Source organism: Nostoc sp. KVJ3, from assembly GCF_026127265.1.
Lineage (GTDB): Bacteria > Cyanobacteriota > Cyanobacteriia > Cyanobacteriales > Nostocaceae > Nostoc.
Genome location: NZ_WWFG01000010.1, coordinates 14,679 through 31,018 on the forward strand (window position 1 = coordinate 14,679; position 16,340 = coordinate 31,018).

Sequence of the window (16,340 nt, forward strand, 5' to 3'; positions counted from 1 at the left end):
CTGATTTAACAAAGTTTAGGGGTTTAATTCCCCAGCAATACAGTCCGCACGAATTGAAGCCTAATTAAAATCCCCGTTACAAAACTTAATTACGTTAGCGTAGTGGGGCGTTCGCTTTTAGCATCTCCAATAGTTGCCCATTACGAATTACGAATTATTTTAATATCTATGGCTATTCCGGCAGCAGAGTTAAAGATCGGGCAATCGGTGAAGTATCTAATCGGTACTCGAAGCGGTATGAGTGCGGCAATAACCGATATCAGCAAATCATCTCTTAGTCTCAAAAATACTCATATTGTTACTTTGACCTTTGATGATGATTCATTGCCAAACCACTTAAAAACACAACAACTAACTGTTTATGACGAATTGCTTGAAGGTTGTGAAATAATCACATTTTAAAAAATTCAAATTAGCAACAGCAACAGCAGAGCGCACATCCTCTGCGACAAGTTGAAATTAATCAAAATACTAACTTACTGGCTGATATAGTCCCGTATTTTCGTTAAATTCCCACCCTAGCCCTGCTCTATCTTTGCCCTTACACCATGCTACAAAAAGCGGTGGGGGAAGTTTAATTCGCTCCTTGCGTACACTTTCTTCGCTTACACCAAGTCTTGAAGCTAAACCTTCTTCAGTTAACGGTTGCATTCTAGGAGTATGCGCTTTGAATGACGAATTATTGTAGTACGATTTCTGTCCCCGCTTTTGTTGGTTGTTGAGATAGTCTTGAATTTTAATGATCGCCTCAGCCAACTGTGTCATTCGGGCATACATCTTCTCCACTTTTTGTTCTAAATTGGCGAGATTATCAATTACTGTGGCTTGGTTGCTATTAGATTCATTTGAAAACTCTGACTCGAGCTTATCGAGTCTTTCACAAATAGCTCTTATCGTTTCACTCGTTGGATTGTTGTAATTTTTATTACTCATAATTAAGTACTTTTCTACACTTGCCTTCATCTTTGAATCTAAGCGTTCGTCTAAATTGTTACCACCTATTGCATCAACCTGATCTTGGGAATCGCCTAAGTAGAGTTCGATAAATTCGAGCAGCGTGGCTGTTGCTGTTGTGCCTTTCGAGTTGCAACAGGCGATAAACTGCTCCCACTTCCTTTGGTCACAGTTAAAAGATGCCAGCTTTTTTTTACGCCCTGTATTGCTCATGTTCACGTGTCATCTAGGTAAACTGGGACTGCCCACGCTTATTAAATCGTGTAATTCATCATGATGGATTACCTTGATAGTATCATCGCCAAATGCCTCAGCGCATTCCTCAAGCAATGTTTTTATGAAGAGATACTACCGCCAACTGTCCATTAAAGAATTACCAGATCGAGGGTGTTAAAAGGAGCGGGAATTTGTAGACCACCATGCCAAACGATGTCTGTGCCAATTACACCACTCTCAAAAATAAACTAAAAATGACTCTATAATTATATGGCTTGATAGCGATTAAATAGTGGGCTATTCTGATAAGCTTGATTTGGCATGAAAACAACAGACGCAGGAAAGAATTTTGTACAAGTTTCTTAAAATAAGCTCCTTTGCCCGTTTTCTTTGACCCCAACCTACACCTGTAATATTTGTGTAGTTAACTGTTAGGAGTATGCTCTTTAACATATTGCATTACTTTTTAACTATAAAGTCATTTTTAGTTTATTTTTTTCATCGATTTTTAGGTTTTTCTTTTAAAGGTGTATTTTTAGGGGGAACCACAAAAAAAGATACCAGCCGTGTTCTTAATTGCTTGTTGTGTGGCGTGGATCTCGATCATACTTTCGTATCTTTATGAGCGGGTAAGTGCCTTACCACCCAAATCGGGAAAATTGGCTTGCATGAAGATGAACCGATCACTTACTCCCGGATTTCTCACCACACCTCGAATGGAGGAGTAATGAGTAGTGAGTAAGGAGTAAAATTCTTAACTTATTACTTGTACGCAAAGCAGCTTGTGAGAAATGCGGGTTACTTGGGTAGGTACTTACACGTCGAAAACACATTGTAATTTCAGACATCAAAAACTAACTTGCCATTCGGTAAAGTCCCAACGGCCGTTTCTGCATTGTTATCAATCAATATTGATATTGGCTAACCACAACAACTGGTGCTTTCAGGTGAAAGCTGCGGCGATTGCACGGAGCGCAACTATTCATTAAAGAATTATTTGTCAGTTTTAAATAATTAGTGTCCAAACGCTCGATTTTTTAGCTCTGTGCAATTTAAATGATGGTCTAGCTCTGTAAATCCAGTTTTTTAAAATTAATGTCCCTTTCACTTACAACAAAGGCCCTCATTATCCACTCAAGCTTTTCCAGTAAAATCGCGATCTGGCTTCCCGAGCGACTTTCTGACACTATATTTTGGGTTAAGTAAGTGGGCAAGAATAAATCAAACTAGATTAAGTAATGTAAAAAATATTGAGATTACTTTGTAGTGAGGGCTGAAGCCCTCAAATGAGGACTAAAGTCCTCACTACAAACCTTGAATTATTCACGCCGATCTACTTAGGCTGATACTAAGCCTAAGCGATGGCGTACTCGCCCGCCGGAGGCGATCGCTGCGCCACGAGATAATCGCAATAGTCAATACCTTATTCGGATTTCCCAAAAAAAGGCATTTAATCATTTAATTCTTGAGGAGTCAGTTTTAAGAGAAAAGGCATTTAATTGTTTAAAACCATTCAAAGAATATATGAGTTGCTAAAAGACCGAAATCTCCGTATTAATAAGCTTTATAGCCTCTTACACAGCAAGACATTAGTTACTTAAAATTGACAAATAATTCTTTAATGGACAGCCAACGGCAAGCAAGGCGATTGCAAATAAATATAGACATCACCCCGTAGCAATTCCAGCATCAACCATCTTTGCCAAACACCAAGTATTAAATATTCTCAGCAATTCCGCTAATTGCTGAAAATACCCATACTGCTCATCTGCATAATCGCTCGGTTCCATTTCTTATAGTTCACCGAGCCCTTCTCCTGCAAACCGCACTCGCGTTCGGGGTAGAGATAGGGAACAGGCAACAGTAGGATTGAAGCTCAAAGAAAAATTGCCTGTTCCCTTCTAACAGAGAAAACCCTTGGATTTAAAGCCCCCTTATTTAGGACGAGCGTTTAGGTATAGTTCTAAATCCCCGGACAAAACCTTTTGTTGCCTATTCCCTTCTAAAAAACTTTAAATAGTCAACCCGCCAGTTAAATTCAGCAATCGCCGCTGCAAATTTTTTTCTTAATTCTCCTCCCACACCCAAAAATAGCACCTCCTTCTACTACAAGTTAGCCGTGTATAAGCGGCAATACTCGGAGGAAATGCCCAACTTTCAATCCGCAATGGATAGTCAATAATTGTATTACTTATATCATGATTCTAAGTATTATGAGTGTACTATACGCAAAAAATGAGAATTTTTTAGTTGTGAAACAGTGAGTTGAAATGACCATTTAGAGCGACAATAAAAATCAGACACTATAACATCAGACGAAACTACTGTTGTGTCTGATTTTTAAGGGAGTAAAAAAAATGACGCTCTCTCTGGTTCATATTGTCGCGCATAGAAAGGCTCTTGCTTCCTTGCCAGTAGCGCAGGCGGAGGCGAAGTTGATTGCGCTGTGGTTGGAGGGAAAAGCGTCGTCTTCTATTCGGGCTTACCAGCGATACACTAGGCGATTTCTGGATTTTCTGGACAAGCCCCTCAAAAAAGTGACTTATGAAGACTTGGTAGAATACGCTAGTTCTTTTGGGGGCAATGCCGAAAGCACAAAGCGGATATACATAGCTTGTGCCAAAAGCTTGATTAGTTTCGCTCATAAAATTGGATATCTCCCTTTTAATGTGGGTATGGCACTAAAACTGGGTGAATTACCAGATGTAATCAACGAACGCTATCTTGATGAAGCTGATATTAAATTGTTGGTACGGGCAGCCAATAGGCATTTAACATTGGCGAAAACTCCCAAACGACAGTACACAGCCCTACGTAATTTGTTAATTATCAAACTCTTGTATCAGGCAGGGTTACGGGCAAGTGAAATCTGTAATTTGACTTGGGGAGATTTGACACCCCGCAGTGACAGTGGACAGGTGTACGTGAGAAAAGCCAAGGGGAGCAAAAATCGCACAATTCTCATTAAGCCGAAGCTGTGGGCGGAACTAATGGAGTTCAAAGGTCAAGCTTTACCTACAGACGCAGTGTTCCGAAGTCAAAAAGGGGGACATCTCGACCGTCAAAACTTGCACCCGATTGTCAAAGCAATTGCACAAGAAGCTGGATTAAGCGAACTGGTTTCTGCTCACTGGTTACGTCATGCCCACGGTTCTCACGCGATTGAGCGCGGGACTAATCCAGTGCTGGTGAAAGAAACTTTGGGTCATGCCAATTTAGCCATCACCGATCACTATCTCAAGGCTAGACCCAATGACAGTAGCGCTTTAAACTTGATGGATCTTTAACATTTTGCATGACTTGTGAAAATGCAGCATAAATGGGAACCAGTGGCATCAATTGCTACCGGGAACGAAACAAAAAACAGCTTTCAAATGCCAAAGGGATTTTTCTCTAGCCAGCCCCCTCCATAGGCAACACTTCTTCCAAGAGCCATTCATAAAATTCAGGAACAAGAGATTCCACAAGTCGCAGTTCATTTGCTGCGATCGCTTCAAGTTCCAGCACCGTTTCCCAGCGCAAATCACTCTGCCATCGCTTGAGAATGCCTTTAATTGCCTCAACTCCACGAGAAATGCCAGAGCGAAGTATTTCTACGCAGTGGAGTAAGGTAGTGCGAGCAGTTGGGGGCGGTTCAGAATTGGTAGTATCCTCCCCCTGGCAATGGGAGTTCCCTATAGCATCAAGGGGGGGTGTGGATACGGGCTGCTGATTGGGGTTTACATTATACGCAGCAGGGGTTTGAGCAGCATAATAGGTTCGATTTTCTTTTTGATTACGCTTTTCCACGCGATGAGCAATTACATGCATTGCAAATTCCAATTCCTCTTTAGATAAAGAGAAAAGTTTCACCTGTTGACCCCGTTTACCTTGCTTACGGAAAGTTAACTTTAACCCCAGCTGCTCAACTAAAGTGCCCAGCAACCAAATAGGTTTACAGTCACTGGGAATAGTAAACCCAAGAATTGCTTTGACGTGAGCAGCACAATTTTTGGCGATCGCCGTCATCTTGAGTAAGGTGGAATCGTCGGCAGTAACTTCATCACCCTTCATTAAAGAAGTGAGAATTTGATGCAGTCCCAGGTTAAATCTAGCAAGCCACCGTGCGGAGTAATTACCCCAGTCGATGCACAAAGGTAGATTGTCGCGTTCGGTGCGGTCTTTTTGGGTGACAATTGTTGGTGGCGTAGGATAACTTTGCCCAGTTTTGGGGTCAGTAAACGATTCTTCGGGTGGGGCTAAAATGGCTTCAAGTCCAGCAATTGCCCTAATTAAGCGACCACCTTTATCCATTTCTACGAGTGATTCGGTTACTTCGATGCCGTAAGAATCAGAAATGCGGAACTTTTCACATTCAAAAATTTCATTAGGGTCAAGGTAATCTTTGCTCTGACGGGCACGGTACTCGCTCAAAGTAATATTCTTAGCCCTGGCAACAGCCGAATTGTGGGCACTATCCAAAGCTTGTGCTGCTGCTTTAAGACTTTCAAGAGATTGAGGATCTGAATCACTGCCCACATATATAAATGTATTGCCCATTTCGGTGAGCAGCGATCGCAAATCATCACGCAGATTATTGAGAGAATAGTGGCGGTTAGCCATAATTTGGCAGTAAGCCTCAAGCGCCCAATCTTTCTCTGCGCCCCGCTTGCCTGTTTGACGGTCAATCCGCAACAGAAAAGCGGTCATTTCATTGGTTTGGAGCAAGCGCTCTTTAATCTTGGATGCGTTTGTATCCTTGTAACCAAAGGGAGGACGCGGGGCCACCCAAATATGAAACGGGACTTTTGGACGATAACGGTAAAGCTGTTGGGCGCATTCAGTAGCAGTTTGGGAAACGCCGTGAAACACACCGAACACTAAATCAAAATGATACTCAGAAATATCGACACCAGTACCGAGACTGGGAGAGGCGAACAAGGCATCAAAGTTTTTGACAGCGTTGGTGATATCTTTGATGAAAGCGACATTCTCATCACTGCCAGAATTGTCAGAGTGAACCGACCAAATGCGGTATGAAGTCCTACGGGCTGGGCAAGGGGTAAGGGGTAAGGGGGAAAGGGCGGAGGAGGAATCTGTTAATTCTTCCTTTTCCCCTTCCCCTTTAACATGCACCCCGCCAAGTTCACTTGGCGAACTACTAGATTCTTCGTACTTGATAGTAAAGGATTTGTCGAGTTTTTTGATAAAACGCTTACTGTCACTTGCAACCATGACTTTCTCACCAAGCATCAGCGCTGCCGAGATTTGGGCGACTATGGCGCTCTCATTATCTCCCTCGTACCAGTAAATTGTGCGTGAACCGTTTCGCCACTCGTTTTTAATGATGTAAGGTACTTCACCTTTTGGTCGCATTGCAAGAAAGAAATTCACAGTCAGGTCATCCATGTGTGCATCAGCGATGACGACCAGTGGCGCGTTATATACTATATATTCCAGTACTTCAAGTATTGCTGCACGGTGCTGTTTGCAAGTATTACTGTGTAGTAAGTGGGTGAGGTATTGGCAGGCTTCATCTATAAATATGCAGCCGTAGGTGAGAGACTGAGTATTCAGCTTATGCAGGCTGTCAATAGTAATACTAAGGGCTGGGGCCTGGGCTAAACCTGTGTAACCCAAGTCTGAATACATCGCCGTCTGCAAGCGTTCGGCAAGATTTTTCAACAAGTTAACCCGATGTCCATTGTTGAGGAACCGCGCGTCGGGGTTTTGGTCACGCCACCAGCGCATAAGTTCAGTTTTCCCTGTACCCATGTCGCTCCACAGTACAACCAGTCCAATTTCAGGAAAACGGAAAGACTTTTTGGGATTTTGGGTACTGGGTTTGTGGTCAGGGCAGTCAGAAATTATTAACTCTTGTTTTCCTTCTCCCTCTTTACAGCTTGTAGAGCTAACACTTGGGGTAAACAATTTTTCTTCTGCGATATCATAAAGTGGCGGGACAGATGAACATTTTTCCTCCAGATCCGGAATGCAGAGTGCTTGGGTCAAATATTTAATATTGACTGTGACATCTGGTTTATATTTACTTAGTCCCCATTTTTTCGCCCGATACGAGCGCTGGTAATCGGCAAGTGATTTGGCATCGTCTATAATTGCAGTTAGTAGTGCATTGGCATCTTCACTGCGACTAACTACAAAATCATCAACGCCTTTTTCTGGCCCCGGCAGTAATGCAACTTCACAAAAGCAACCTGCCGATTCGATTGCTTTTGCAGTGCGAACAGTGGCTTGAAACACCGACCACCTGGTTTTAGAAGAAGTTTCGTAGTCGAATAAAATAATGAACTTGCGTCCCGCCTGAGCCATCGGTACTAAGTCAGGATGCAATCGTTCATCAAAATCCCGTCTTCCGACCCGCCCGTTCCAAATTCCCGGAAGTGCGATCGCTACAAACCCCAGACTCAGCAAGCAAGCGGCTTTCTTCTCCCCTTCGCATAAGATAATCGGAATCTCTGGGTGTTGCTTTATCCACTCCCAAAATATTAGTGGATTGAGTTGATCCAGCAAGCGTAGCGCCAAAAGTGAATGATAGCGCTTAATTAAATAACGCTTTGCAACTTTGTCCCAGATGGGGTTAGCGACATCGAAGTAGGTAACACGGTTGGGAGTTTTGGGGGGTGACTCGTATTTGACGGGTTTACCTTTTTGCCAATCAATGCGAGGAAAGTTGGGCTTGATCCTTCCCCACTCCATTGGTTGCCAGTTTTTAAAGGGGTCAAGTGATTGAATCCAGGTTCCCCCCAGCAATAGATGCTGATACATTTTGATGTATGTATCCGTGGCTCGACCTGCATTTTTTCGAGGGATTTTGTTGGAGATAAACAGGTAGTCATAAATTGTTTCTCCCTCGATGTGGAAGAAGTTGCGCTCAATCAATGCAGGATGAATGGCGCTGCCCACCGTCAACTCGTGATACTCGGCGGCGGTGAGATGATTGGGGTATTCAGTTGTCGCTGCATTCATCGGTTCTCCCCTTGGAATTCCTTGGAGAGAACTACGTTTACGAGCAAGAATTGCCAGTAAAATCCTGTGTCGCAATCACCTGCAACAGTTACTCGAGTAATGTTTCTGTCGCTATCATCTAAACACAGCCAATTTGAAAGCTGTGGAACTTTAGCTTTTGCAAGGATATTCTTAAAACTACCTGACACCACAGCATAAAGTTGAGGTGCGAACACTGCAATACATGATCCCACGCGCTCAACTACTGAGCTATTGGGAGTTTTGTTATTTAACACGGTTATTCCCCTGATTACTTGATTTTCAAGCTTCAGAGGGGGTTATTCACGCTGCTAATATTCTTTGCTCCAAAATCCGGGTTTTATCTTCATTAAACTTTACATTTAACTAATTTAAGGAATTTCGACAGCCAAAACATACTGCAAGAAATAGACTTTCTAAGCAGTATATCCTATAATAGATATCGCAGCGTGGTAAAAACTCTCGGACAAATTTAGTAGTCGTCTCTGTCGCCAAACTTCAACGTCTACTTATTTTGTTCCTTCGAGATCAACCCCGCTCTGAGGTTATATGCAATTTAAACCACGGACAAAGCGCTACTCCTTAGTGGCGCTTTGTCCGTTAAATGTGGGTATTGTCATAAATTCTTTACCTCCATACCTACCTTCAATTAGCTTGATATTGCAGAAATTCTACCCATCTTGGATCTAGTGTTATCCTAATTTTTAATTTAAGCCTCCTCATCTCTGTATGTAATTACTAGGTTTAATAGTAGCTTTGGCTCAAACTACTTTAACTATCATCTATGCCAAGCTTCAGAGTAAGCATCATAAGTGCCGACTCTTTTGATATAAGCTCATCTTTCGTTTATTAACGGAGTCAACTAGCGATTATAGATACTCACTGAGGGTGGTTCCTGGCTGCTAGCCTTGGTTATTTTTCACGAATATGAACTAGATGTAACTGTAACTTGAGATAGCGTAATACTACTTTTTGCATGTAGCCATTAAATCATACACCTTAGAAAGGAAACTAGGAAGAAATAATTTTATGAATTTTTGTGAAGGAGTATAGGTTATTTTAAAAAAAGTATAGGTTAGATTTAACGTGAATAGATTACAGTATAGATAAATACTTGTGCCAATTTACGAGGGTGAGTTAATGATGTTTCATTATATAACTCCCCGTTATCTGAGGTTTAGCAAAAACAATCAGCCCTAAAAATTCCTTTAAAGTTTCCCACAAGGTTTTTTTACGTGTTGCTTTTAATATCAAGGTTTTGACAGTCCAACTACCTTTTAAGCTAAACACTTATGCATCTAGAATTTTGCCAATTTTTGTAGGCTCTTATTTTTGGTAAAGGTATTGATAAATTAAAGTAAATTTACTGTTCGATATGGATTCATATAAAAATTTAGACATAGAGAAAATAATTGAAGGTCTAGATGGACAAGTGTTTGAGTCTACTGGTAAGCATTTGTCAAAAGCTGAAATCGCTATTATAAAAGGGGCTTGGAATGGTCAAGATTATCAAGAGATAGCAGCTAATTCAGGGTATAATATGCATTATTTGCGGACAGCAGTAGGCCCAAACTTATGGACAATGCTTTCTGAAGTTATTGGTGATGGAGTACAAATAAAAAAAGCAACTGTGAAAAATGTTTTGCTTGAAATAGTAAAAAAAGATTATCTTAATAAAAACGATAGTTTAATAGGTAAGACTAAAATTTATGGAGAGTTGCCTAAAATAAATTTGTTTTATGGGCGAGAAAAAGAAATTAATTATTTAAAAAACCAAATTAAGCTTTTTAAGCATCATTGTGTATATTTGTTTGGATCTGCGGGTACTGGAAAAACTTTTGTTGCTACCAAAATAGTTGAAGAATTACTTTTAGAGGAACCAAATTCATACGATTGTGTCATCTGGAAAAGTATCAATTATGGTTCTTCACTTGAGGATGTTTTAGATGAAATAATTAAAGTACTAAATTTAAAAATAGAAAATAAATCTAGGGAATTTAAACTTGGTTTGATATTAGATCAATTAAAAATATATCGCTGTTTACTAATATTAGATGGGCTGGAAAGTTTAGCACAAATAGAGGTATTTGAGAAAAAAATAGAGTGTGGAAATTTATTTCGTCGTCTTATAGAAGAGCAGCATCAAAGCTGCATAATAGTGACGAGTCAGTTACCTTTAGATCAAATTGCTTACACGGCTACAACTCTCCTACCAGCATACGTGCAGATACAAGGTTTAGAAGAAAATGCAGCAATGCAAATATTACGTAAAAAAGATTTGAAAGGAGAAAAGGAATGTAAAAAACTGATTAAAATTTACCGTGCAAATCCATCACTTTTAGAATTAGTTGCCAACCGGATAAATAAATTTTTTGGAGGGGATATAAGCAAATTTTTGGATTATAAGACTACTTTGATTAGCGAAAATATTTTGAAGATGTTAAATCAACAATTTGGAGAAAATGGACTTTTAAATGATATTCAAAAACAAATTATGCTTTGTTTAGCAGAACATACATCAGAAGAACTACCTCCATTGAAGTTTTCAGATGTAATTAATATTATCAGGGGAAAAAATAATTGTGAAATTTCAATTTCTAATATGATGGATGCTATAGAGGTTTTAGAACAGCGTTGTTTAATTGAAATAAATCAGAAATCTGCTAAAGATGAAGTTTCTTATAGTTTAGAACCAGCTATTAGAAAGTATATTTTAGTCGATCCATTAAGTTTAATCTATAAAAATTTTAATAGTTCAAATAACAAACTTAATGGCTTAAAAGCAAGTAATCATATTCAGGAGTAAAAGTGGTTTACTGCATAAATCACCTTTGTAATCAGCGCCATAACCCTGATGATATTGGAAACTGTTTAGCCTGCGGAACTCCTTTGCTAATAAATGAGCGTATCCGCTTGCTACACCCATTACGCCCTTTAGAAAAAGATATAGATAGCTATACGGATGTTTTCGAGGTTGAAGATATTGAGCCAAAATGGGGAACAAAACCTCGAACAAGAGTTATGAAAGTATTAAGGTGGAATGAACCTAAATACGTTGAGCTAGTGCGACGAGAAGTACAAGCATTAATCAACTTATCTCATCCGGGAATTCCTCAAGCTGCTAGTAGTGATTACTTTACTTTTACATTACCAAAGGAACCACGCCTAGAATTGCATTGCTTAGTAATGGAGAAGATGGAAGGAGAGAATTTACAACAGTGGTTAGAAACGAATGGCAAAATTTCTCAAAATGTAGCACTAGAATGGATGTTGCAATTGCTGGACATTCTTGATCATGTACACAAGATAGGATATTTCCATAGAGATATTAAACCAACAAATATTATTTATCAACCAACTGGTAATCTGGCACTTGTTGACTTTGGTACTGTAAGGAAAATTACTAGAACTTACTTAGCGAAAGTGGGGTCTAGCGGAAAAGATAGCATAACAGGAGGAGGAGGAAGTGGATATGAGGTAACAGCAGTTTGTTCGATTGGGTTCTCTGCACCTGAACAAATGGATGGTCGAGCGTTACCGCAATCTGACTTCTATGCGTTGGGACGAACTATCGTCAATTTGGTTACTGGCGTAGCAATGTTGCAGTTACCAACAGAAGATAGGACAGGAAAGCTAATCTGGAGAGATAAAGCACCGCAGATTGATAAGCCTGTAGCAGATTTAATCGATGAAATGATACATCCTTTTCCAGGGTTTCGACCACAAACTACAGAAATAATAACTGAACGAATACAAAAACTTCCTTGGGAAAGTAAAGTCCATCATTTTCTCAAGTCTAAAGTTTTTAAGATTGGAAGATTTGTAGCAGGTGCATTAATAATTTTTGTCATAGGCAAGTTATCTGCACCTAGTGTAGCTAATTATTTAGTTGTTCAAGGAGAGAAATCAGAAACAAGGAATGATTATCAAAGCGCAGAAAGTTTTTTTGTTTGGGCAATCCAAACTAATCATTCAACTAAACAGGATATATCTAAGTATTATTTGAATAAAGCTTCTCGGCTCATGCTAATAGGTAATCTTAGCGCGGCTAAAAAAAATTATGAGCTTTCTATAAAATATAATAATCAAAATTTAGATGCCTACAATCTCTTAGGAATAAACTGTCAGCAAATATCAGATAATAAATGTGTAGAATATGTTTATCAAAAGTTGCTTCAATTCAACCCAAATGATTGGACAGTGCATTATAATTTAGGACGTTTTTATGATGGTCAAGGAGATTATAAATTAGCAGAAAAAGAATATAGTATAGCTATTAAAAGTAGTAGTTCAGCGATGATAGCTATTAACAACTTGTCCAGACTTAAGATTAAAACGGGTAACTACAATTTAGCAATTTCTTTAGCTCAGTCAGGATTAAAAAAAAATAACGATCCATTAATACAAGCTGCATTATATAAAAATTTGGGCTGGGCAAGCTTAGAACAAAATAAAATAAGTGATGCTGAAAAATATTTACAAAAAGCACTGAGTTTAGATAATCAAAGAATAGATGCTTATTGCCTATTAGCTAAAGCGCAAGAAATATTAGGTAAAATCGATGATGCCAGAATTTCTATAGAATTCTGTTTACTTGCTAAGTCTACAGATTCAGACATTCCTATTTGGAGACAGGAATTACTAGATCGGATACTGAAAAAATGATAAGCTAATAAAAGAGAATAGTACTAAAAATAGAGAAACTTTTGTGGAAATAAGTACAAAATATTGGGCATTTTTCTGCTTGACTTTTTGGATACTAAAAGATATACCATTGGTTGCCAGTGTACCACTAATAAGAGTTAAAAGAAGCCAAGTTCGCTGTGAGGCAATTGGCAGGATAATGGGCAGAGGCGAGAAACGCTTTGGCACTAAAAGCTTGATTTGTGAAAAAGAAAGCATAGAAGTTTTAAACGGTGGCACTATTGACTTTCTCTGTTACAGTTCTGGGAAAATTTTAAAATTATCTAGTGGTATTGTTTCAGACAAATGCCCCAAGATTGAAACCATTGATGCTAATTGCAACCCTAACAATGTCGTGGGATGCTTTCGTCCTAAAGGAGGCACAGAAGAGAGCGATGAGCCGACAATTAGTTCTCCTTACAGCACTTCAACATTGAATCCTCGACCGGAAATAACTTGGACTCCCGTTAAGGGTGCTACTTCTTACAAAGTCAAAGTAGAAAGTTACGAGTTTGGATGGGAAAAAATTGTAAATCAAACTCGGCTTGCCTACCCAAGTGATGAAAAGGAATTTCAACCGGGGAGCATATATACAATATATGTCTTTGCTTACAAAGATGGTAATGCTTTTAGCTATGACTCAACGCCTGTTAACCTATTGTCTGTAGCTTCACAAGAAGAAATTGCACAAAATATTAAACGCATTAAAGAATTAGGACTACCACCAGATGAAACTGTTCTTGATATAGACACAATCTATGCGTCAGAAAATCTTTTAAATGAAACAATTGAGATGCTGAAGTCACAGACGGAGACCGCAACTCCTAGCCGAAATCCAACTCTTTACAGAGTACTGGGCGATCGCTATCTGAGGGCTTGGTTGCCAAACGAAGCTAAACGCCAATACACCAAGGCTTTTGAGGTAGCGAAAAGTAGTAATAATTCAAGAGAGTTACAAAAAGCGCAAGAAGGTTTGAAGATGGTGAAATTCTACAACCAACTTCCCACCAAGAGGAATGGGGCCCAGTAGTAAGATTTTTGATATTGGGGATTTGACAGTAAACTCAATTGTGCCTGACGTAGTGCCTCTGCTTTAGGTAAGCCATTATTCAACCCTCTATAAAATTCTTGCATAAGCAAAGCGGTAGAATTGGCATCCACGCGCCACAAAGTAGCGACAGTACTACGCGCACCTGCCTGGGCAGCTATCCCTGCAATGCCCATCGCTGACTGCTTGTTGCCTTTTGCAGTTTCGCAGGCGCTGAGAACAAGTAATTCAATTGCATCTTGACTATTTTCAGTTTTATCTCTGATTAAGCTGTCAAAGTCTCTAATATTAATTAGTTTGTCATAGGCTACCAGTACTGTTTTGAGTGGATCAGAACTGAATTGTCCGTGGGTAGTAATATGTACAATAGGAAAATTATTTTGAGTCAGTTCTTCTTTGAACCTTTTAAGGGTAAACTTATCGTCTAACAAGGCGACTGACGATTTAGTTTGTTTTTCAACATTTTCTACTTCTTGTTTAGATGGGGGCAAATTTTCCATGTTTTTAGGTGCATTTTTATCTATATAACTGGGGCTAATTTTTGATAGTCCAGCTATCAAAGCTATCATCTGGTTTTCATGCAAGATTCTAGGTTGCCTTACCCTAGAACCTAGAGTTTCTGCAATACTATAATGCTCTATTAGATAATGTTTTCCATCATATAACAATGCCATTGGTAAGCTTTGAAAAGATTTATCTAAAGTGAATATTAGCGTACCTGATGAGGGTATATATGTTTTAATTGGTGTAATTAAATATTCATAAATTTTTTGAGAATAATGAGTAATAGCATTCTCATTGATGTTAATAAGTTTTTCGCCTTGTAATGCTTCTAAAAGCTGATTCACCTGAAATCGAACTAACTTAGAGTCAACAGAATTATGGTGAAGTGAGCCATCTGGAGACTGAACAATTATCTCTATAGTATCTTCTAAGTCAATAATATTAATTACAGATGGAACGTTCTTGAGATTTTGAAGCTGGTTCAAAGCAACAAGGTCAAGCTTGCCACATCGAAGAAAGTTTTCTAAACGTGCTATTTGCAGTCCTTCATTTATCTGTATTACTTTTTTTAAATCAGGACTAGGAGATGCTAAGAGTAATCGCATATAATTGCGATAGGTCGGCTCCATTTCCTCCTGAAACGAGAACTGTAAGTCTCCGTTACTTGACAAAAGACTATCACGAACTTGAGTCATGTTTGTGATCGCCGCATTATAGTTCTGAATCGCTAACTCAGTTTTTCCCTGCTTTTGGTAAATTAGTCCTAACTGCTGCTGCCATTGGTAGGCGATATCCGAAGCCCGAATTGATTGAGCGAATCCTAAAGCCTTCTTAAAATATGCCTGTTTTTGTTCTGTTTGAGTTGATAATTTACCCAAAGTACCAAAACTATAGGATAACCATCGGATACTATTAATAGTTTCAGCCATTTTCAAGGCTAATTTAGCATATCGAATCGCTACTGATTTCAATTGTTCATCTGGGATCTGGTTGAGGTTATTAGCAAAATTCAACCGAGCATGAATAGATGGCTCAGGTGATAACTCCAAAAAGGCAGAAGAATTTTCATCTATTTGATTTACCAATACTCGGATCTGTTGATTAACTTTCTGATGAAGGTTCGCTTGATTTTGTTGATGACTGAGCCATTGTTCCCAACTTATCAGTAAAGTTAAGTGATTCAACTGAGCTTGCAGTTTAGCTGATTTTGAGATATTTGGGATGTTTTCTAGTGTTTGATAATACCAGAGTGATTTTTGCGCTTTTTGTGGAATAATGTTAGCAATCTGCTCTCGAAAAAGTGGTTCCTCTATCCAAAAATATTTATCTTGTAATTGCTGATAAATTGTCTGTTCAATATTACCCAGAGACAGATAAATACCACTAATCTTTGATGAGGATACAAGTTTTGCCAGCGTTAATGTTTCTTGTAGAACTGTTTCCGATTCATTTAACTGACCTAAAATCCGCAAGACTTCTCCTAGATTCTGTAATCCAAGCAAGTTAACTGATGTTGGTTTCTGCTTACCGATTACTGCCGTCAGTTGCTCTTTTTGACCAATAGCAGGTTGCTGCAAAGTCGGATCGCAAATATCTAGAATTGTATTCAACTTTAAAGCTTCTAAAAGTGTATTGCAAGCTTGTTTATGTAATCCTAATGCTTGGAAAGCAAGATTTTGATTAATCAGGCTTTCCGTAATCCCATCTTGGTCGTTTAATTGCCGATAAATTTTCGTAGATTCCTGCCAAGTTTTTAAAGCTTCATTCGCCTGATCTAGAGCTAATTGTTCGTGACCTGATGAAGTCAGGGATGCCGCTTGATTTTTGAGAAATTCTTTTTCTTTTTTTACAGTTTGGGCAGGTGAAGATGATTGAATTAAAATTATAGATAATGCTAAAATGCCTGAGAAGAGATATTTAAAGTAACATTGAGGTACAATCATTTTTCTAT

At 39.0% G+C, this 16,340-nt stretch carries 9 protein-coding genes; 5 read left to right on the forward strand and 4 right to left on the reverse strand.

The genetic code is table 11. The features are described 5' to 3' along the window. Nucleotides 1-102 precede the first annotated feature (102 nt). A complete protein-coding gene (locus tag GTQ43_RS38525) occupies nt 103-402 on the forward strand; it encodes a hypothetical protein (protein WP_265277912.1) in 300 nt (99 codons plus the stop codon). A gap of 69 nt (nt 403-471) precedes the next feature. On the opposite strand, the gene GTQ43_RS38530 is transcribed toward GTQ43_RS38525, so the two are convergent. Together GTQ43_RS38530 and GTQ43_RS38535 are read right to left on the reverse strand one after the other, a co-directional pair. Further along, complete coding sequence (locus GTQ43_RS38530) at nt 472-1,167, reverse strand: hypothetical protein (protein ID WP_265277913.1); 696 nt, start codon at nt 1,165-1,167, stop codon at nt 472-474. Between the two features lie 1,670 nt (nt 1,168-2,837). After that, nucleotides 2,838-2,960 carry a hypothetical protein gene (locus tag GTQ43_RS38535; protein ID WP_265277914.1) on the reverse strand — a complete coding sequence of 41 codons (123 nt, stop codon included), beginning with the start codon at nt 2,958-2,960 and terminating at the stop codon, nt 2,838-2,840. 567 nt (nt 2,961-3,527) lie between these two features. Between GTQ43_RS38535 and GTQ43_RS38540 the strand changes: the two genes are divergently transcribed. Next, the gene (locus GTQ43_RS38540; protein ID WP_265277915.1) at nt 3,528-4,457 is read left to right on the forward strand and encodes a tyrosine-type recombinase/integrase; all 930 of its coding nucleotides are present in this window, start codon (nt 3,528-3,530) and stop codon (nt 4,455-4,457) included. Between the two features lie 106 nt (nt 4,458-4,563). Here the strand turns inward: GTQ43_RS38540 and GTQ43_RS38545 are convergent, their stop codons facing one another. Beyond that, nucleotides 4,564-8,136 (reverse strand): plasmid replication protein, CyRepA1 family, encoded by a 3,573-nt coding sequence (locus GTQ43_RS38545; RefSeq protein WP_265277916.1) that lies wholly within the window; start codon nt 8,134-8,136, stop codon nt 4,564-4,566. Between the two features lie 1,393 nt (nt 8,137-9,529). Here GTQ43_RS38545 and GTQ43_RS38550 point away from each other — a divergent pair. Genes GTQ43_RS38550 through GTQ43_RS38560 form a run of 3 tightly spaced genes read left to right on the forward strand, consistent with a single transcriptional unit; the run spans nt 9,530 to nt 13,867 of the window. Beyond that, nucleotides 9,530-10,960, forward strand: coding sequence for an NACHT domain-containing protein (locus GTQ43_RS38550; protein ID WP_265277917.1), 1,431 nt, complete (start codon nt 9,530-9,532; stop codon nt 10,958-10,960). Between the two features lie 2 nt (nt 10,961-10,962). Then, nucleotides 10,963-12,819, forward strand: coding sequence for a serine/threonine-protein kinase (locus GTQ43_RS38555; RefSeq protein ID WP_265277918.1), 1,857 nt, complete (start codon nt 10,963-10,965; stop codon nt 12,817-12,819). 43 nt (nt 12,820-12,862) lie between these two features. Then, a complete protein-coding gene (locus GTQ43_RS38560) occupies nt 12,863-13,867 on the forward strand; it encodes a hypothetical protein (RefSeq protein ID WP_265277919.1) in 1,005 nt (334 codons plus the stop codon). On the opposite strand, the gene GTQ43_RS38565 is transcribed toward GTQ43_RS38560, so the two are convergent. Continuing rightward, nucleotides 13,828-16,332 carry a CHAT domain-containing protein gene (locus tag GTQ43_RS38565; protein WP_265277920.1) on the reverse strand — a complete coding sequence of 835 codons (2,505 nt, stop codon included), beginning with the start codon at nt 16,330-16,332 and terminating at the stop codon, nt 13,828-13,830. The two genes, GTQ43_RS38560 and GTQ43_RS38565, sit on opposite strands and share 40 nt — an antisense overlap. Between the last annotated feature and the right edge of the window lie 8 nt (nt 16,333-16,340).